Source organism: Pseudomonas simiae (assembly GCF_000934565.1).
Lineage (GTDB): Bacteria > Pseudomonadota > Gammaproteobacteria > Pseudomonadales > Pseudomonadaceae > Aquipseudomonas > Aquipseudomonas simiae.
This window is the reverse complement of the sequence record NZ_CP010896.1, coordinates 2,038,096-2,056,913: the sequence shown is the minus strand read 5'-3', so window position 1 is coordinate 2,056,913 and position 18,818 is coordinate 2,038,096. Positions and strand designations below refer to the sequence as shown.

The window sequence follows — 18,818 nt, the reverse complement described above, 5'->3', positions numbered from 1 at the left end:
CCCATCAAGGGCGCCAGGGTGATGGCTTGGAACATGTTTCGTGTTCGATCGAGGCGTTAAAACGCCCTGAACGTGAACCTGAAACATTTTCTTTCATATCGGGGTTAGGGATTTCTCATTCTCATCCGTCTTAACTTAGATACAGCCTGTCGCGTCAGCAAAAGCTACGACTGGCCTTTTCCGGGCCTTCACTGCCCCTCTCCGATCAAGACCCTCATTCACATGTCGAAGAAGTCACGCTCCAAACTCTGGTTTCTCGTCCATAGCTGGCTGGCCTTGCCCATCTGGTTCTTCGTACTGATCGTCTGCGTCACCGGCACCCTGGCGGTGGTCAGCCAGGAGATCGTCTGGCTGGCCAACCCGGATATCCGCGCGAGCAAGCCGACGGATGATGCCGAACCGCTGAGCTATGACCAGGTGATCGCCGCGATCAAGCGCGATGAACCGCAGGTGTTCGTCCAGTCGATCAGTCGCCCCGACGAATCCCATTTCGCCCTCAGCGTCAATCTCAGCTACCCCGACGGGCGTTCGGTAGAGGTCTACGTCAACCCCTATACCGGTGCGATCCAGGGCATCAGCCCGTCCTTCAACTTCCAGCAGTTCACCCGCGCCCTGCACGGCTGGTGGCTGGTGCCATTCACCAATGGCTACAGCTGGGGCTGGTACCTGGTGTCGGCACTGGGCATCCCGCTGCTGGCGTCGCTGGTCACCGGGCTGGTGGTGTACAAGCGTTTCTGGAAGGGTTTCCTGCGCCCGACCCTGCGTATCCGCCACGGCGCGCGGATTTTCTGGGGCGACTTCCACCGTCTGAGCGGGATCTGGTCGATCTGGTTTATTGCGGTGATTTCCGTCACCGGCATCTGGTTCCTGATCCGGGCGATCCTGGGAGACAACCAGATCTCGATTTCCACCGAACCGGTCATCCCGGTGATTGCCCGTGAGAAGGTGCCGATGTCGGCACCCGGCGTGCCGGCCCCCATGATTCCCGTGGACGAGGCGCTCAAGATCGCCACCCAGCGCATCCCTGGCCTGGAGGCCAGTTTCATCAGCCTGCCGCTCAACGCCTACAGCCACCTGCAGATCAGCGGGCGCGGCTGGTACCCATTGATGTTCCAGACCGCACAGATCAACCCCTATGACGGCGAAGTCGCGGCGGCGCACTTGCTGTCCGACCGCTCGAAGCTGGAGTTTGTCACCGAATCCATGCGCCCCCTGCACACCGGCGACTTTGGTGGGATCTGGATCAAGCTGATCTGGGCATTCTTTGGCCTGATCATGAGCATGATGGTGTTGAGCGGCCTGCTGATCTGGACCAAGCGCACCGCCCTGGCCACCCTCAATGCCCTCAAGCGCGAAGCCAAGACTCAAAAACAGCCAGCGTCCATCCCGGCCCTGCAGGCTGAAACTTCGGAGGCCAACTCATGAGCAAGGTCGCTGCTGTACCGCCTTCGCCACTGCGGGCCTTCTGGCTGAAATGGCGCTTCCACATCAATGTGCTGCTGTTGCTGATCCCTCTGGGCTTCATGCCCAAGTACTTCGCCGACGCCGCGCTGTTTCGCGGCGACACCGGCATCGGCGAGCGCGTGGCCGGTGAAGTGCAGGTAGGCCCCTGGAGCCTGACCCTCGCGGAGTTTCGCAATGAAGGCCCGCGCCCCGACCCGGCCGGCCCGATGAAGTTTTTCAACGCCGCCCTGTGTGACACCTGCGCCAACCAGGTCAAGGCCACCTACCTGCGCATCGGCAAGCCACGCAGCCTGCGCGCCGCCGGCGTGATCTTCTTCGGCACCCCCTACCGCATGGGCGCCGGCCTGCCGATCCCGGAACGCACGCCAGCCGATGCCGAACTGTGGGTCACCATGGAAGGCTGGGACGGCAGCATGCACCAGGGCTCCATCCCGCTGAGCCAGGCCTCGCCTGCCACTATTGCCTGGCTGAACAAGCAAGGAGTTAAACCATGACTTTGATGCGCCTGACCCGCGCCTGCGGCGTTCTGTTGCTGTGCGCCGGCTTCAGTACTGTTGCCCTGGCCCACAACCCGATGTGCGAGTGCAAGGAAATCCCCGGCGAGCAGATCCAGTGCAAAGGCGGTTTCTCCGACGGCAGCGGCGCGCCCGGCGTGACCCTGGACGTGATCGGTTACGACGAAACCATCCTGATGCCCGGCAAGCTGGGTGAGGACTCGACCCTGACCTTCAAGAAACCGTCGGCCGAGTTCTATGTGCTGTTTGATGCGGGCCCAGGCCACGTGGTGGAAATCGACCAAGCGGATATCCAGCCGCAATGAGTACCACACAGGTTGTACGACCCGCCGGTGCCGGCCACGAAACCCTCTATGTGCTGTTGTTGTGCCTGATCATCCTGGCGGTGGCGGGTTCGGTGATCGCGCTGCACGGTGAAACCCAGGAAGTGGCGGCAGTACCCAGCCACCAATTGGATGCCCGTCGCGACCTGAGCGCCGCCGAGCAAGGCATCTACGCCGACCTGCGGGTGACCCTGGATGAGATCCAGCTGTTGCAGCAGGAGCAAAGTGCACTGCCCAGCCCTGCGCAACTGGCCGAAGAAGGCTTCGCACCCTTTGCCCAGGACGCCAGTTCGGTCAGCCGGGGTGATCATCGTTGGCAATTGCTGGAACCTTCGGCCTACCTGGGCTTGAGCCAGGCGCCCGGCACCAGCGGCTCGCTGTTGATGCGCGTGCACGGGGCCGAGCCGGATATCTGGCTCAATCGCCAAGCCCACCTCGCCGCTCCCTCCGACCTCACTGACCAGGCGCTGATCGCAGCCGGCTGGCAGCAAGTGGTTGCGCAATTCGATGCCGGCGTCACCCGCCAGCACCGTCACTGAACGAGAAGACCGATTGCCCATGTCCATTTCATCTCCCCTGTTGCGCCTGTTGCTGGTTGGCCTGTTCAGCCTGGTACTCGCCCCCCTCGCCAACGCCGAGGCGAACAAACGCCTGCGAATCGGCATCACCCTGCATCCTTATTACAGCTATGTGGCCAATATCGTCGGCGACAAGGCCGAGGTGGTACCGCTGATTCCGGCCGGTTTCAACCCGCATGCCTACGAGCCGCGCGCCGAAGACATCAAACGTATCGGCACCCTGGACGTGATTGTGCTCAACGGCGTCGGCCACGATGATTTCGCCGACCGCATGATTGCCACCAGCGAACGTCCGGACATCCCGGTGATCGAGGCCAACGCCAACGTGCCGCTGCTGGCCGCCACCGGTAACGCCGCGCGCGGTGCCGGCAAGGTGGTCAACCCGCATACCTTCCTGTCGATCAGTGCGTCGATTGCCCAGGTCAATAACATCGCCCGCGAACTGGGCAAGCTCGACCCGGACAACGCCAAGACCTACACCCAGAATGCCCGTGCCTACGGCAAGCGTCTGCGCCAGATGCGCGCCGATGCCCTGGCCAAGCTGACCAGCGCCCCCAACCCGGACCTGCGCGTGGCGACTGTGCACGCAGCCTATGACTACCTGCTGCGCGAATTCGGCCTGGAAGTCACCGCCGTGGTCGAACCCGCCCACGGCATCGAACCCAGCCCGAGCCAGCTGAAAAAAACCATCGATGAACTGCGCGCCCTGGACGTAAAGGTGATCTTCTCGGAGATGGATTTCCCGTCCACCTACGTCGACACCATCCAGCGCGAGTCGGGCGTCAAGCTGTACCCGCTGTCACATATTTCCTACGGCGAATACAGCGCCGAGAAGTACGAAGTGGAGATGACCGGCAACCTCAATACCGTGGTGCGGGCGATTCAGGAGTCGGGGGCATGACGGCGGCGGAACAGTTGAGTGCAGTCAGCGTCGGCCCGACGCTTGAATTCGACAAGGTATCGCTGACCCTGGGTCGCACCGTGATCCTTGATGACGTGCGTTTCCAGGTACAGCCGGGCAGTATCCATGCACTGGTCGGCCCCAACGGTGGCGGCAAAAGTTCGCTGATCAAGACGCTGCTCGGGCAAACGCCTCACCAGGGCCGCTTGAGCCTGCACTGGCCGGCCGCGCCCGGCATCATCGGTTATGTGCCCCAGGCCCTGGAATTCGACCGTGGTTTGCCGATGACCGTGGATGATTTCATGGCGGCTATGTGCCAACGGCGCCCTGCATTTCTTGGTTTGTCCAAGCATTACGCCGGCGCGATTGGGGACGCGCTGGAGCGCGTTGGCATGCAGGACAAACGCAAGCGGCGCATGGGCGCGCTGTCCGGCGGTGAACGCCAGCGCGTGTTGCTGGCCCAGGGCCTGATCCCGGCGCCGCAATTGCTGGTACTGGATGAACCCATGTCGGCCCTCGACGAAGCCGGTATCCAGGTCTTCGAGCGCCTGCTCAATGACTGGCGCCTGGCCGGGATCACGGTGCTGTGGATCGAGCATGACCTGGAGGCCGTAGGCCGTCTGGCTGATCGCGTCACCGGCCTGAACCGCCGCGTGCTGTTCGACGCCACACCCAAGGAGGCCCTGACCCCGGATCGCCTGCTCACCCTGTTCTCCACCCACCCTCGGAGCCCGGCGCAATGAGTTATGAAGCCTTTCGCTTGATGGTCCAGGGCTGGGCCTCTTCCGGTTACCTGCCGGAGGCGCTGGCCTACGGTTTTGTGGTCAACGCCCTGCTCGCCGGTCTGCTGATCGGCCCGGTGCTGGGCGGCCTGGGCACGCTGGTGGTAGTCAAGCGCTTCGCGTTTTTCTCCGAAGCGGTTGGCCACGCCGCGCTGACGGGCGTGGCCGTAGGCATCCTGCTGGGTGAGCCCTACACCGGTCCGTATGGCGCGTTGTTCGGCTACTGCCTGCTGTTCGGCATCCTGCTCAACTACCTGCGCAATCGCACCGGCCTGGCGCCGGATACGTTGATCGGCGTGTTCCTGTCGGTGTCCCTGGCGCTGGGTGCGAGCCTGTTGCTGATCCTGGCGGGCAAGATCAACGTGCACATCCTCGAGAACGTGCTGTTTGGCTCGGTGTTGACGGTCAACGGCAACGACCTGCTGGTACTGGCGGTTGTCGGTTCGCTGGTGATGGCCCTGGCGCTGCCGCTGTACAACCGCATCATGCTGGCCAGCTTCAATCCGCAACTGGCGGCGGTGCGCGGCGTCGCCGTGAAAACCCTGGACTACCTGTTCGTGATCCTGGTGACGCTGATCACCGTCGCGGCGGTCAAGGTCATCGGCGCGATCCTTGTGGGTGCATTGCTGGTGATTCCGGCAGCCGCGGCGCGTTTGTTGAGCCAGTCGCTCAAGGGTTTCTTCTGGGTTTCGGTCGCCATTGCCACCGTCAGCACCCTGTGCGGGATCCTGCTGCCGATCATCTTCGACCTGCCCGTGCCGTCCGGCGCCGCCATCATCCTGGTCGCCGGTATCGCCTTCGCCTTGGCCGCCATCGCGCGCGGCACTGTGCCCAGCCTCAAAGGGAATCTTGGATAATGCGCTCCGTTCTTCATCCTCTGGCCCTGGCCATCGCTTGTTTGTTCACCACGCCACTGATGGCGGCTGAAACGGCCACACCGGCTGCCCACGCGGCAAAGCCGGTCAAAGTGCTTGCTTCGCTTGCGATCACCTACGGCCTGGCTGAGGTGCTATTAAAAGGCACCGACGTACAGCTTGAGCGCGCCGCCCCGGCCAACCTGCCCGGTTCGCGGCAAGTGTCCTACTTCACCGGCCGTGGCGCCCCGGCCCTGAACAAATTGGCACTGGACGCCGACGCCGCCATCGGCCTGCGCTCGTTGTGGGCTGATGACCCGCTCTACCCGGTGGCGCGGCGCAGCAACATCCGCATCGTCGAAGTCGACGCTGCACGCCCGGTGGACGGCGGTTTGCCGGGCATTGCGGTGCAGCCGGGTGTCACCGACGGCTTGAACAGCCAGCCCTGGCAGTCGAGCAACAACATGGGGCGCATGGCCGATGTGCTGGCCGCCGACCTGAGCCGCCTGGCCCCTACTGCCAAGCCGAAGATCGATGCCAACCTCGCCGCCCTCAAGCAGCGCCTGCTCAAGCTCACCGCCGACAGCGAAGCGCGACTGGCCAAGGCGGACAACCTGAGCGTGGTCAGCCTGAGTGACCACTTCGCGTACCTGGTCAGCAGTTTGAACCTGGAAGTGCTCAGTACCGATGCGCGGCCCGACGCTGACTGGACACCTGAGGCGTTGCAGAAACTGAGTACCGAGTTGAAGGACAACGAGGTGGCGGTGGTGCTGCATCATCGTCAGCCGAGTGAGGCGGTCAAGGCGGCGGTTAGCGCCGGGGGCTCGAAACTGCTGGTGTTGAATGTGGACAGTGCGGAGCCGGTGACAGAGTTGGAGACCAATGTGGGTCAGCTGATCGACGCGCTCACACCCTGACAACCCACCGATCGGTCATGCCTATGGCTCGATTCAACTGTGGGTTTGTGGTGTGTCATTCAGTCCGGTGGCTACACAACATCCACGCCAACGTGGATGGCATCATGCCGCCAGAACTCCAGGTCGCAGTCGATCAAACGCTGGTGCTGGTCATAATTGACCCGGGCGATACGCAAGCCCGGGCTGCCCACCGACACACGCAATGCAGCGGCGGCTTCCACCGGCAGTGATGTCGGCACGATTTCAAAGCGCACTCGACCGTAGTGCAGGTCGTACTTTCGCGCGTACAGCTCAGTCATCGACTGATTCAAATCACACGCCAGGATCCCCGGAAAATACTGCGGGTTCAGGTAGTGCTCTACATACAGCACCAAGCGCCCGTCAATCCGCCGGCCCCGGCAGATCTGGATCACGCTGGACAGCGCCGGTAACTGCAACCACGCACACACCGCCGCCGAGGCCGGTTGGAGCCGCGCGGAAATCACTTCCGTGGACGCCACCCGCCCTTGGTCGCTGACCATCGCGTGAAAGTGGCTACGTTGCATCAGGTTGTAGGCCAGCCGTGGCGGCGAGACAAACCAGCCGCGCCGCTCCTCGCGATAGATCTGCCCCTGGGCCTCCAGTTGTAACAAGGCTTCCCGCACCGTAATCCGGGTGGTACCAAACAACTCGCTGAGCTTGCGTTCGGCGGGCAATTTGCTGGCAGGTGGCAACAGGCCGTGGTCGATCTGCTCTTGCAGCGCCAGGCCGATGGATGTCACCGCTTTGATTGCCTCATCACGCATCAACGTTACCTATCTGGACTAGACCAGCACCGACAAGGTGCACAAACCGCTCCGTAAATGGGCTTGCACGGTTGCGTGCCAGCCTAGGCATTACAGATGACCGACAGATGACAGTCCGTGTGCATCCCTCGCAGCACACCCTGCAATACATCGGCCAAGTCCAGTCACTACGGGCACTTGAGCATGGTCTACGCTAAGTCTGCGCTGAGCGACATCGAGGCTTTAAAAACGACATCGACATGAAACTGTCATCCATCGCGTCTAGATTGGCTCAGGTATTGCTCTGACCTAGACCAACAACACCGCAGAAAAAACCGCCGCGTTGAAAACGCCCAAAGGAGCTTCGGATGAAACAGCTTTTCCTGGCATCACTGTTAGGCTCGACCATTGCCATGTGCACCGCCGCCATGGCCGCTGATACCGATCTAAAAACCCTGGAAGCTGCCGCTAAGGCAGAAGGCGCTGTAAACAGTGTCGGCATGCCCGATGACTGGGCCAACTGGAAGGGCACCTGGGAAGACCTGGCCAAGACCTACGGCCTCAAGCACATCGACACCGACATGAGCTCGGCCCAGGAGATTGCCAAGTTCAAGGCCGAGAAAGACAACGCCAGCGCCGATATCGGCGACGTGGGCGCGGCGTTCGGACCGATTGCGGTGAAGCAGGAAGTCACCCAGCCATACAAACCGTCCACCTGGGCCCAGGTGCCGGATTGGGCTAAGGACAAAGACGGTCACTGGGCCCTGGCCTATACCGGCACCATCGCGTTTATCGTCAACAAAAAGCTGCTGCACGGTTCCGAGGTTCCTACCAGTTGGGCTGACCTGCAGACCGGCAAATACAAGGTCTCCGTTGGTGACGTGAGCACCGCGGCCCAGGCCTCCAACGCCGTACTCGCTGCCGCCATCGCCAACAAGGGCGACGAGAAGAACATCGCCCCAGGCCTGCAATTCTTCACCAAGATTGCCCAGCAAGGTCGTCTCGGCCTGTCCAACCCGACCATTGCCACCATGGAAAAAGGCGAAGTCGAAGTGGGTATCGTCTGGGACTTCAACGGCCTGAGCTACAAGGCCAAGATGGCCAACCCGGATGACTACGTGGTGCTGATCCCATCGGATGGCTCGGTGAAATCCGGCTACACCACCATCATCAACAAATACGCCAAACACCCGAACGCCGCCAAGCTGACCCGCGAATACATCTTCAGCGACGCCGGCCAGCTCAACCTGGCGAAAGGCAATGCGCGTCCGATCCGCGCTGAAACCGACCTGAAACTGCCGGCCGACATCGCCAAGAACCTGATCCCGGGCGAGCAGTACACCAAGGCCAACCCGCAGCCGATCAAGGATGCCGAAGCCTGGGAAGCGACGTCCAAGAAGCTGCCGCAGTTGTGGAACGAGCAGGTCATAGTAGAGATGAAGTAATCAGGCTCCCAGCCTGAAATGCAGTTAGTGTGGGAGCTGGCTTGCCTGCGATAGCGGTCTGACATTCAACCTCTGTGTCGACTGATGCACCGCCATCGCAGGCAAGCCAGCTCCCACAATTTGACCCGTTTGTGTCAGAGAAATTGAGTCAAGTCTACTGTTGCGGAGCGCCTCCCCCCATGAAGCACAATGTCATCCTTGTCGTGCTCGACGGCCTGAACTTTGAGGTGGCCCGACACGCCATGGGGCACTTGCAGGCCTATGTCGGCGCAGGACGCGCAGCCCTCTACAAACTGGAATGTGAACTGCCCGCCCTGTCCCGCCCGCTGTATGAATGCGTACTCACCGGCGTGCCTCCGATCCAGAGCGGCATCGTCCACAACAACGTCTCGCGCCTGTCCAACCAGCGCAGCATTTTCCATTACGCCACCGACGCCGGCCTGACCACGGCAGCGGCGGCTTACCACTGGGTCAGCGAGTTGTACAACCGCACGCCCTTCCTTGCCGCCCGCGACCGTCATACCGACGACAAGGCACTGGCGATCCAGCACGGGCATTTCTACTGGAATGACCACTACCCGGATTCCCACCTGTTTGCCGACGCCGAAAGCCTGCGCCTCAAGCACGCGCCGAACTTCCTGGTGGTGCACCCGATGAACATCGACGACGCCGGCCACAAGCACGGCCTCGATACGCCGCAATACCGCAACAGCGCACGGGCGGCCGACATCATCCTGGCTGACTACCTGCAAGCCTGGCTCGATGCGGGCTACCAGGTGCTGGTGACCGCCGACCATGGCATGAACAACGATCGTTCCCACAACGGCCTGCTGCCAGAAGAGCGTGAAGTGCCGCTGTTTGTCCTTGGCGATGCCTTCAGCCTGGACCCCAACGCGACGCCAAAACAGACCGAGCTGTGCGGCACCGTCTGCGAGTTGCTGGGCGTGCCCCACGACAAACCTGCATGCCGGGAGCTGCTGAAATGATCCGTGGTAAATGGCTGGCACTGCTGTGCCTGGTGCCCTTCGCGCTGTTCTTTATCGTGTTCGAAATCGCCCCGCTGGTGTGGGTGCTGATCAACAGCCTGCAAACCGAAGAGGCTGGCTGGGGCCTGGAAAACTTCACGCGGATCTTAAGCTCGAAGTTCTACCTGCAAGCCATCCAGTTCAGCCTGGAGATCAGCTTCTACTCCAGCATCTTCGGGATCATCATTGCCACGCTGGGCAGCTACTCGTTGCGCCGGGTGGATTCGCCGCTGCGCAATTTCGTCACCGCCTTCGCCAACATGACCAGCAACTTCGCCGGCGTGCCACTGGCGTTCGCATTCATCATCCTGCTGGGCTTCAACGGCAGCATCACCATCATGCTCAAGCAGGCGGGGATCATTCAGGACTTCAACCTGTATTCCAAAACCGGGTTGATCATCCTCTATACCTACTTCCAGATTCCGCTGGGCGTGCTGCTGCTGTACCCGGCTTTCGATGCGCTGCGCGAAGACTGGCGTGAGTCGGCGTCCCTGCTGGGCGCGAATGGCTGGCAGTTCTGGCGGCATATCGGCCTGCCGGTGCTCACCCCTGCCCTACTGGGCACTTTCGTGATTCTGCTGGCCAATGCCCTCGGCGCCTATGCCACGGTCTACGCCTTGACCACCGGCAACTTCAACGTGCTGCCGATCCGCATTGCGGGGCTGGTGTCCGGCGATGTGTCCCTCGACCCGTACCTGGCCAGCGCCCTGGCCGTGGTGCTGGTGGCGCTGATGACCGTAGTCACCGTGGTCCATCAACTGCTGCTCAAGAGGAGCTACCATGTCTCGCGCTGAAGCCGGCCCGGCCTCCCTCTACCATCGGGTAGTGGTGTGGTTGTTATTTGCGATCCTGGTGTTGCCGCTGGCGGGCACCTTTGTCTACTCCATTGCCAGCAGTTGGTCGGCAACCATTCTGCCTGCCGGTTTTACCGTGAAATGGTACGTGCAGCTGTGGAGCGACCCACGCTTCTTGATGGCCTTCGGGCAATCATTGCTGGTGTGTGTGGGCGCGCTGATCCTGTCGGTGGTGTTGATTCTGCCGCTGCTGTTCGTGGTGCATTACCACTTCCCCAAGCTCGATGCGCTGATGAACATCCTCATCCTGCTGCCCTTCGCGGTGCCGCCCGTGGTGTCGTCGGTGGGCTTGCTGCAACTGTATGGCTCCGGGCCGATGGCGATGGTGGGCACGCCGTGGATTTTGATCGGCTGCTACTTCACCGTCGCACTGCCGTTCATGTACCGGGCGATCACCAACAACCTGCAAGCCATTAACCTGCGCGACCTGATGGACGCGTCACAACTGCTCGGCGCCAGCACCTGGCAAGCGGCGATCCTGGTGGTGCTGCCGAACCTGCGCAAAGGCTTGATGGTGGCGTTGCTGCTGTCGTTCTCGTTCCTGTTCGGTGAGTTCGTGTTCGCCAATATCCTGGTGGGCACCCGCTACGAAACATTACAGGTGTACCTGAACAACATGCGCAACAGCAGCGGTCACTTCACCAGTGCCGTCGTGATTTCCTATTTCTTCTTTGTGCTGGTGCTGACCTGGGCCGCCAACATCTTGAACAAGGACAAAAGCCAATGAGCTTCGTCAGCGTCCAACACCTGCAAAAAAGCTACGCCGGCACCCCGGTGTTCAGTGACATCAACTGCGAAGTCGCCAAGGGCGAGTTCGTCACCCTGCTCGGCCCGTCCGGGTGCGGCAAGTCCACGCTGCTGCGCTGCATCGCCGGCCTGACGTCAGTGGACAGTGGGAAAATTCTGCTGGATGGCCAGGACATCGTCCCGCTGAGCCCGCAGAAACGCCATATCGGCATGGTGTTCCAGAGCTACGCGCTGTTTCCCAACATGACCGTGGAACAGAACGTCGCCTTCGGCCTGCGCATGCAAAAAGTCAACGCCGATGACAGTCACAAACGCGTGCAGGAAGTGCTGCAATTGGTCGAACTCAAGGACCTCGCCGGCCGCTACCCGCACCAGATGTCCGGTGGCCAATGCCAGCGCGTGGCCCTGGCCCGCTCGCTGGTCACCCGTCCGCGCCTGTTGCTGCTGGATGAGCCGCTGTCGGCGCTGGATGCGCGGATTCGCAAGCACCTGCGTGAACAGATCCGCCAGATCCAACGCGAACTGGGGCTGACCACCATCTTCGTGACCCACGACCAGGAAGAAGCGCTGACCATGTCCGACCGGATCTTCCTGATGAACCAAGGCAAGATCGTGCAAAGCGGCGATGCCGAAACGCTCTACACCGCGCCGGTGGATGTATTCGCCGCCGGGTTCATCGGTAACTACAACCTGCTCGACGCCGACAAGGCCACCCAACTGTTGCAACGCCCGATCAGCAGCCGTATCGCCATTCGCCCGGAGGCCATTGAGCTGAGCCGCACCGGCGAACTGGATGCGCTGGTGCGCAGCCACAGCCTGCTGGGCAACGTGATTCGCTACCGCATCGAAGCACGCGGTGTAGAACTGGTGGTAGATGTGCTCAACCGTTCGGCCGATGACCTGCATCCGGACGGGCAACGCCTGGCACTTTCCATCGACCCCAGTGCCCTGTGTGAAGTAGCCTGATGCAACGTTTCATTTGAGAGAGCATGACGGATGGCATTGGTAATTTTTGATCTGGACGACACCCTCATCCATGGCGACTGCGCCACCCTCTGGAGTGAGCAGATGGGCCGGCTGGGCTGGGTCGACCCTGAGTCGTTCATGCGCAAGAACAACGAGCTGATGGACGCCTACAGCCAAGGCAAGCTGCGGATGGAAGAGTTCATGGACTTCAGCCTGGAGCCGATGATCGGCCGCACGCCGGAAGAAATCGAGCACTTGGTGGAGCCCTGGGTCGAAGACGTGATCGAGCCGCTGATCTACAGCGACGCCACCAAAACCATCGCCCGCCACCGTGCCAATGGCGACCGGATCCTGGTGATCTCCGCCTCGGGCACGCACCTAGTCACGCCGATTGCGGCGCGGATCGGCATTGATGAAGTGTTGGGGATCAACCTTGACGTCAGCCATGGTGTGTACAGCGGGCGTACGGTCGATGTGCTGACGTATCGCGAGGGCAAGATCACGCGGCTGCTTGAGTGGCTTGAGCAGGCAGGCGAATCGCTGGAAGGCGCGTACTTTTATTCGGACTCGCGCAATGATTTGCCGTTGTTGCTCAAGGTGGACTACCCGCAAGTGGTGAACCCGGACCCGGTATTGCGCGAGCATGCCGAAACGGCCGGCTGGCCGATCCACCACTGGACCTGACACAGCCCCTTCAGAAATTGAAATGCGATCAACATGTGGGAGCGGGCTTGCTCGCGAAGGCGATGTGTCAGATGAAATATTCTTCACTGATACATCGCCTTCGCGGGCAAGCCCGCTCCCACATTGACTGCATTTCAATCCAGGTCAGACCAGGGTTTCGTCAATCACCAACACCAATTTCCCGGAAATCTGGTTAGTCGCCAACTCGGCGAACGCCGCTTCGGCATCCTTGATCGGGAAAGTCTTGGCCAGCTGCGGGCTCAACCGCCCTTCAACAAACAACGGCCACACATGCTGGCTCAAGTCACTGAACAGATCAGCCTTGAACTGATCACTGCGGCTGCGCAGGGTCGAACCCAATAGCTGAATCCGCTTGCCCAGCACCTGGGCCAGATCCAGCTGCGCGTCGCGACCGCCCATCAAGCCGATCAATACCCAGCGCCCATCGAGGGCCAGCAACTTGAGGTCGAGCGCCGCGTAGCTGCCACCCACCGGGTCGAGGATCACATCGAACGGCCCGAAATCCCGCAGCCCTTCGATCCCGTCGGTGCGCACCACGCCGCCTTGGGCACCCAGTTCCTCACAATAGGCCAGGCGGTCCGCCGAGCCAACGCTGACCCAGCACGGGCTGCCAAACGCCTTGCACAGCTGGATTGCGGCAGAGCCAACGCCACTGGCGCCGGCATGCAGCAGCACCTTCTCGCCGGGCTTGAGGCCCGCCAACTGGAACAAATTGAGCCACGCCGTGCTGTACACCTCAGGCAGCGCCGCCGCTTCGATCAGCGACAAGCCTTCCGGCGCAGGCAGTACGTGGCGCGCATCCACCACCACTTCTTCGGCCATGCCGCCACCGGCGAGCAGTGCGCACACGCGGTCGCCCACTTGCCAGGATGAGCCCGCCCCCACTTCGCTGATCACCCCGGAACACTCCAGGCCCAACACGTGGCTGGCACCCGGTGGCGGCGGATAGAGCCCCGCGCGCTGTAACAAATCGGCGCGATTGAGGCCCGCTGCCGCCACGCGAATGCGAACTTGCCCTACATCGCAGGTAGGACTGGGTTCGTCCAACCACTCCACATGACCGTCAACGCCTTGCAATGCTTTCACAGTGCCTCCATAGTGAGTCTGGACTGAGCCCGTAGCTGTATCGCCGGGCTTTTTGCATTATGCGACCGGACCATATGGAACCGGCTCCCTCAAAGACGGCCTAATATGCGTTATCAATTGCCCCCGCGTCGAATCAGCATGAAGCATTTGTTCCCCAGCACCGCCCTCGCTCTTTTCATTGGTCTCGGCTTCGCGTCGATGTCGACCAATACGTTCGCAGCCAACAGCTGGGACAACCTTCAGCCGGATCGCGATGAGGTGATTGCCAGCCTTAACGTCGTCGAGTTGCTCAAGCGTCATCACTACAGCAAGCCGCCGCTGGACGACGCGCGCTCGGTGATCATCTATGACAGCTACCTCAAGCTGCTGGATCCGTCGCGCAGCTACTTCCTGGCCAGCGATATTGCCGAGTTCGACAAGTGGAAGACGCAGTTTGACGACTTCCTCAAGAGCGGCGACCTGCAACCCGCCTTTACCATCTACAAGCGCTACCTGGACCGCGTCAAAGCGCGTCTGGACTTCGCCTTGGGCCAGTTGGACAAAGGCGTCGACAAGCTCGACTTCACCCAGAAGGAAACCCTTCTGGTGGACCGCAAGGACGCGCCTTGGCTGACCAGCACCGCCGCCCTCGACGACCTGTGGCGCAAACGCGTCAAGGACGAAGTGCTGCGCCTGAAGATCGCCGGCAAAGAGCCGAAGGCCATCCAGGAGCTGTTGACCAAGCGCTACAAGAATCAGCTCGCACGTCTGGACCAGACCCGTGCCGAAGATATCTTCCAGGCCTACATCAACACCTTCGCGATGTCCTACGACCCGCACACCAATTATCTGTCGCCAGATAACGCAGAAAATTTCGATATCAACATGAGTCTGTCGCTGGAAGGCATCGGTGCCGTCCTGCAAAGCGACAACGACCAGGTCAAGATCGTGCGCCTGGTGCCGGCAGGTCCGGCGGACAAGACCAAGCAGGTCGCTCCGGCCGACAAGATCATCGGTGTTGCCCAGGGCGACAAAGAGATGGTCGACGTGGTCGGCTGGCGCCTGGACGAAGTGGTCAAGCTGATCCGTGGGCCGAAAGGCAGCGTGGTGCGCCTGGAAGTGATTCCGCACACCAATGCGCCAAACGACCAGACCAGCAAGATCGTGTCCATCACCCGTGAAGCGGTGAAGCTCGAAGACCAGGCCGTGCAGAAGAAAGTCCTCAACCTCAAGCAGGATGGCAAGGACTACAAGCTGGGCGTGATTGAAATCCCGGCGTTCTACCTGGACTTCAAGGCCTTCCGCGCTGGCGATCCGGACTACAAGTCCACCACCCGCGACGTTAAGAAAATCCTGACAGAACTGCAGAAGGAAAAAGTCGACGGCGTGGTCATCGACCTGCGCAACAACGGCGGCGGTTCACTGCAGGAAGCCACCGAACTGACCAGCCTGTTCATCGACAAGGGCCCGACTGTGTTGGTGCGCAACGCTGACGGCCGTGTCGACGTGCTGGAAGACGAGAACCCAGGCGCCTTCTACAAAGGCCCTATGGCGTTGCTGGTCAACCGCCTGTCGGCCTCGGCTTCGGAGATTTTCGCCGGCGCCATGCAGGACTATCACCGCGCGATGATCATCGGCGGCCAGACCTTCGGCAAAGGCACCGTGCAGACCATCCAGCCGCTTAACCATGGCGAGCTGAAACTGACACTGGCCAAGTTCTACCGGGTTTCCGGGCAGAGCACCCAGCACCAGGGCGTACTGCCGGACATCGATTTCCCGTCGATCATCGACACCAAGGAAATCGGCGAGAGCGCTCTGCCGGAAGCCATGCCATGGGACACCATCCGCCCTGCGATCAAGCCGGCCTCTGACCCGTTCAAGCCATTCCTGGCGCAGTTGAAGGCCGACCACGACACCCGCTCCGCCAAGGATGCCGAGTTCGTGTTCATCCGCGACAAGCTGGCCCTGGCCAAGAAGCTGATGGAAGAAAAAACCGTCAGCCTCAATGAAGTGGATCGCCGCGCGCAGCACGCCGACATCGAAAACAAGCAACTTGCACTGGAAAACATCCGCCGCAAGGCCAAGGGTGAAGATCCACTCAAGGAGCTGAAGAAAGAAGACGAAGACGCGCTGCCGACCGAAGCCGAAAAAACCAAGCCGGAAGACGACGCCTACCTGGCCGAGACGGGCCGGATCCTGCTGGATTACCTGAAGATCACCAAACAGGTAGCCAAGCAGTAAATGATGGCGATTTAATGTGATGGCTCCCTGGAGTGTCATCATATAGACATCATTCTGTCGTGAAATGAAGGACCGCAGGCTGCCAGCCTGCGGTCCTTTTTTTTCGATCGAGATCGCCATGACCATGACCGAACAGCTGAATGCATTGGGCTCTATCCTGGCTCAAGGCAGTTTGCACAGCCTGTTCCAACCGATCATCAGCCTCTCTGACCGACGCATTCTCGGCTATGAAGCCCTCAGTCGTGGGCCGTCCAACAGCCCGCTGCACTCCCCCGTCGCCCTGTTCTCCGTGGCCAGCCAGGCCGGACGGCTCAGTGAACTGGAGATCGCCTGCCGCGAAAGCGCGTGCCGCCGCTTCAGTGAACAGAAGCTGCCGGGCAAGCTGTTCCTCAACGTTTCGCCGCAATCCCTGATGGAAACCGCGCATCAGCCGGGGCGCACCCTGCAACTGCTGCATGACTTCGGCATTCCACCGAGCCAAGTGGTGATCGAACTCACCGAGCAAACCCCCACCAACGATATCGACCTGCTGCAAACGGCGCTGCACCACTACCGCAACATGGGTTTCTCGATCGCCTTGGATGACCTGGGTGCCGGCTATTCCAGCCTGCGTCTATGGTCGGAGTTGCGCCCGGATTACGTGAAGATCGACCGACACTTCATCGACGGCATCCATCAGGATGCGCTTAAGCGGGAATTTGTCGGCTCCATCCTGCAAATCGCCAGGGCGTCGCGTGCCCAAGTGATTGCCGAAGGTATCGAGCTGCCTGAAGAGTTGGCGGTACTGACCGAGATGGGGGTGGACCTGGTTCAAGGCTACCTGCTCTGCCGTCCGCAGGAGCAACCGCCGCAGGAAGCACGCCTGATGCTGCCCAAGCCTGACAGCGCCAACGTGGCGCTGAACGATGAAGGCAGCGACCTCAGCGCCTTGCTCAACGAACAACCGGCGGTGGATCAGGACACCGCCACCGCCCAGGTGCTGGAAGCGTTCCGGCGCCAAGCCAACCTCAATTCCCTGGCGGTGCTGGATGGGCGCGGGCACCCGATCGGTATCGTCCACCGGCATTCGCTGTCGGACGCGCTGCTGAAACCCTTCGCCACCGACCTGTTTGCGCGCAAACCCATCAGCCGCTTGATGAGCACCGACTTCCTGGCGGTGGAGCTGAGCCAGTCTCTGCAGCAGGTCAGCCGTTTGCTCACCAGCCGTGCACGGCAACGCATCGAAGAAGACTTTATCATCACGCTCAATGGTGATTATCTGGGCCTGGGCCGGGTGATCGATGTGCTCAAGCTGATCACCGAGTTGAAGATCCAGCAAGCGCGCTACGCCAATCCGCTGACCCTACTGCCGGGCAATGTGCCGATCCAGCAATGCCTGACGCGCCTGTTGCAGCAACAGCGCGAATCGGTGATCTGCTATGTGGATATCGACAGCTTCAAGCCGTTCAACGATATCTACGGCTATGGGCGTGGGGATGAGGTCTTGTTGTGCCTGGCGCAGTGCTTGAACGACCGCGTCGACCCCAGCCGCGACTTTGTCGGGCATATCGGCGGCGATGACTTTTTGCTGGTGCTGGGCCCGCAGGATTGGCGTAAACGCCTCAATCAGCTGCTGGATGACTTCCACACCCAATGCCGACGTTTCTACCGCGCCGAACACCTGGAGGCCGGTTGTTTCGTGGCGCTCAACCGCCAGGGCGTACGCCAGGAGTTTGCGCTGCTGTCACTGTCCATCGGCGTGGTGCATTTGTATCCACAGGCCTGTGGACAACTCGATGCCAGCCAGTTGGCGGAGCTGGCATCGCAAGCCAAGCACCATGCCAAGGATATGGCCGGCTATAGCATCCATGTGATCGACAGCATGGACGCACTACCCCAGGCGCTTTAAGCCTCGGCGGATTCCGGGTACTCGTATTCGAACACCCGCACCACTTCGGAGGCGTGCCAGGACGCGGCGGCCACGCCATCGGACGGCCCACTGAAACGCCCCAGGCGCTCCACACATTCAAAAAAACCGGTACGCGGCAGGCGACTGGCGCCCTGGCTGATCACCAGCGAGCTGCGCAACGGCTGTTCGGCCTTGGCGTCCAGCGCCGCCAGGTGCTCCAGGGCGGCGGCCAGGGTTTGCATGGCGGGCGTGGGAAATTGCAGGCGCTCCAGCAGCGCGCGGTAGGTCAGCAGATGGCGCTGGCGGCGAGCCTGGTCCAGTTCGTTGAGTAATCCATCCCAGTGTTGACGGCTGATACGTAGGCTCAAGATTCATCCCTCCAACCTGCAACGCCCAATTCCCAGGCCAGGCTGCGGCGGATCGCGGCATCCGGCTGGCGTTCACCACTTTCAATCAATCCAAGATATGAGGGGCTGATCCCCACAGTGCGTGCCAGGGTTTCGATCGCCAGGCCCTTGGCCTCACGCAAGCCGCGCAGGTCTGCAAGCGGGCGCAGGTCCTGGTCAGGGGCGGCTTGGGCAGTCGATGAGAGAGGAGGTAACGTCGGTTGTTGCTGACCGGCAGCTTTTAGCAGCGCCTGGTACTGATCCCATGGCAACACCGCGTATTCGGGTTCGCCATTGCGTGAAATTATCTGAATATCCATGACCGCCCCGTAGGATAACAACACTTACTGAGTAAGCTCTTTCCTTAGGAGTGTAATCCTAACAGCCACAAAGGTCGC

General features: G+C 61.2%; 20 protein-coding genes. 16 read left to right on the top strand and 4 right to left on the bottom strand.

Going from position 1 to position 18,818, the window contains the following annotated elements; genetic code table 11:
- The first annotated feature begins 222 nt into the window (after positions 1-222).
- The 8 genes from PF1751_RS09435 to PF1751_RS09400 are packed head-to-tail and all read left to right on the top strand — an operon-like array spanning position 223 to position 6,334.
- Positions 223-1,425, top strand: coding sequence for a PepSY-associated TM helix domain-containing protein (locus PF1751_RS09435; protein WP_021492102.1), 1,203 nt, complete (start codon positions 223-225; stop codon positions 1,423-1,425).
- Entirely contained in the window at positions 1,422-1,958 is a 537-nt protein-coding gene (locus PF1751_RS09430) for a hypothetical protein (RefSeq protein WP_010211598.1), read from the top strand. Before PF1751_RS09435 ends, PF1751_RS09430 begins: the two co-directional genes overlap by 4 nt.
- On the top strand, positions 1,955-2,284 hold the full coding sequence (locus tag PF1751_RS09425; RefSeq protein WP_010211599.1) for a hypothetical protein: 330 nt from the start codon (positions 1,955-1,957) through the stop codon (positions 2,282-2,284). Before PF1751_RS09430 ends, PF1751_RS09425 begins: the two co-directional genes overlap by 4 nt.
- Positions 2,281-2,841 carry a DUF6162 family protein gene (locus PF1751_RS09420; RefSeq protein ID WP_010211600.1) on the top strand — a complete coding sequence of 187 codons (561 nt, stop codon included), beginning with the start codon at positions 2,281-2,283 and terminating at the stop codon, positions 2,839-2,841. Before PF1751_RS09425 ends, PF1751_RS09420 begins: the two co-directional genes overlap by 4 nt.
- A 19-nt stretch (positions 2,842-2,860) precedes the next feature.
- A complete protein-coding gene (locus tag PF1751_RS09415) occupies positions 2,861-3,781 on the top strand; it encodes a metal ABC transporter substrate-binding protein (protein WP_042571651.1) in 921 nt (306 codons plus the stop codon).
- The gene (locus PF1751_RS09410) at positions 3,778-4,524 is read left to right on the top strand and encodes a metal ABC transporter ATP-binding protein (protein ID WP_044286926.1); all 747 of its coding nucleotides are present in this window, start codon (positions 3,778-3,780) and stop codon (positions 4,522-4,524) included. Before PF1751_RS09415 ends, PF1751_RS09410 begins: the two co-directional genes overlap by 4 nt.
- Positions 4,521-5,420, top strand: coding sequence for a metal ABC transporter permease (locus tag PF1751_RS09405; protein ID WP_010211603.1), 900 nt, complete (start codon positions 4,521-4,523; stop codon positions 5,418-5,420). Before PF1751_RS09410 ends, PF1751_RS09405 begins: the two co-directional genes overlap by 4 nt.
- Entirely contained in the window at positions 5,420-6,334 is a 915-nt protein-coding gene (locus PF1751_RS09400) for a metal ABC transporter substrate-binding protein (RefSeq protein ID WP_021492103.1), read from the top strand. The genes PF1751_RS09405 and PF1751_RS09400 overlap by 1 nt, the downstream gene beginning before the upstream one ends.
- Positions 6,335-6,405: 71 nt before the next feature.
- On the opposite strand, the gene PF1751_RS09395 is transcribed toward PF1751_RS09400, so the two are convergent.
- A complete protein-coding gene (locus PF1751_RS09395) occupies positions 6,406-7,119 on the bottom strand; it encodes a UTRA domain-containing protein (RefSeq protein WP_010211607.1) in 714 nt (237 codons plus the stop codon).
- 347 nt (positions 7,120-7,466) lie between these two features.
- On the opposite strand from PF1751_RS09395, the gene PF1751_RS09390 reads away from it, so the two are divergent.
- The 6 genes from PF1751_RS09390 to PF1751_RS09365 all read left to right on the top strand — a co-directional run bounded on the left by PF1751_RS09390 (position 7,467) and on the right by PF1751_RS09365 (position 12,819).
- The gene (locus PF1751_RS09390; RefSeq protein ID WP_010211608.1) at positions 7,467-8,543 is read left to right on the top strand and encodes an ABC transporter substrate-binding protein; all 1,077 of its coding nucleotides are present in this window, start codon (positions 7,467-7,469) and stop codon (positions 8,541-8,543) included.
- Between the two features lie 179 nt (positions 8,544-8,722).
- On the top strand, positions 8,723-9,529 hold the full coding sequence (locus PF1751_RS09385) for an alkaline phosphatase family protein (RefSeq protein ID WP_010211609.1): 807 nt from the start codon (positions 8,723-8,725) through the stop codon (positions 9,527-9,529).
- Positions 9,526-10,362, top strand: coding sequence for an ABC transporter permease (locus PF1751_RS09380; protein WP_044286925.1), 837 nt, complete (start codon positions 9,526-9,528; stop codon positions 10,360-10,362). The genes PF1751_RS09385 and PF1751_RS09380 overlap by 4 nt, the downstream gene beginning before the upstream one ends.
- Positions 10,349-11,149 (top strand): ABC transporter permease, encoded by an 801-nt coding sequence (locus PF1751_RS09375; RefSeq protein WP_044286923.1) that lies wholly within the window; start codon positions 10,349-10,351, stop codon positions 11,147-11,149. Before PF1751_RS09380 ends, PF1751_RS09375 begins: the two co-directional genes overlap by 14 nt.
- Complete coding sequence (locus tag PF1751_RS09370; protein WP_021492106.1) at positions 11,146-12,135, top strand: ABC transporter ATP-binding protein; 990 nt, start codon at positions 11,146-11,148, stop codon at positions 12,133-12,135. The genes PF1751_RS09375 and PF1751_RS09370 overlap by 4 nt, the downstream gene beginning before the upstream one ends.
- A gap of 30 nt (positions 12,136-12,165) precedes the next feature.
- Entirely contained in the window at positions 12,166-12,819 is a 654-nt protein-coding gene (locus PF1751_RS09365; RefSeq protein WP_010211613.1) for an HAD family hydrolase, read from the top strand.
- Between the two features lie 144 nt (positions 12,820-12,963).
- Here the strand turns inward: PF1751_RS09365 and PF1751_RS09360 are convergent, their stop codons facing one another.
- Entirely contained in the window at positions 12,964-13,926 is a 963-nt protein-coding gene (locus PF1751_RS09360) for a zinc-binding dehydrogenase (protein WP_010211614.1), read from the bottom strand.
- A gap of 138 nt (positions 13,927-14,064) precedes the next feature.
- On the opposite strand from PF1751_RS09360, the gene PF1751_RS09355 reads away from it, so the two are divergent.
- Positions 14,065-16,146 (top strand): carboxy terminal-processing peptidase, encoded by a 2,082-nt coding sequence (locus tag PF1751_RS09355; protein ID WP_175439673.1) that lies wholly within the window; start codon positions 14,065-14,067, stop codon positions 16,144-16,146.
- Positions 16,147-16,264: 118 nt separating this feature from the next.
- Positions 16,265-18,034 (top strand): bifunctional diguanylate cyclase/phosphodiesterase, encoded by a 1,770-nt coding sequence (locus tag PF1751_RS09350; RefSeq protein WP_042571656.1) that lies wholly within the window; start codon positions 16,265-16,267, stop codon positions 18,032-18,034.
- Here PF1751_RS09350 and PF1751_RS09345 read toward each other — a convergent pair.
- Both PF1751_RS09345 and PF1751_RS09340 read right to left on the bottom strand, forming a co-directional pair.
- Positions 18,031-18,402: a hypothetical protein gene (locus PF1751_RS09345; RefSeq protein ID WP_005786715.1), complete on the bottom strand. Its 372-nt coding sequence runs from the start codon at positions 18,400-18,402 to the stop codon at positions 18,031-18,033. The genes PF1751_RS09350 and PF1751_RS09345 overlap by 4 nt on opposite strands.
- Positions 18,399-18,740: a helix-turn-helix domain-containing protein gene (locus PF1751_RS09340; RefSeq protein ID WP_010211618.1), complete on the bottom strand. Its 342-nt coding sequence runs from the start codon at positions 18,738-18,740 to the stop codon at positions 18,399-18,401. The genes PF1751_RS09345 and PF1751_RS09340 overlap by 4 nt, the downstream gene beginning before the upstream one ends.
- Positions 18,741-18,818: the final 78 nt, after the last annotated feature.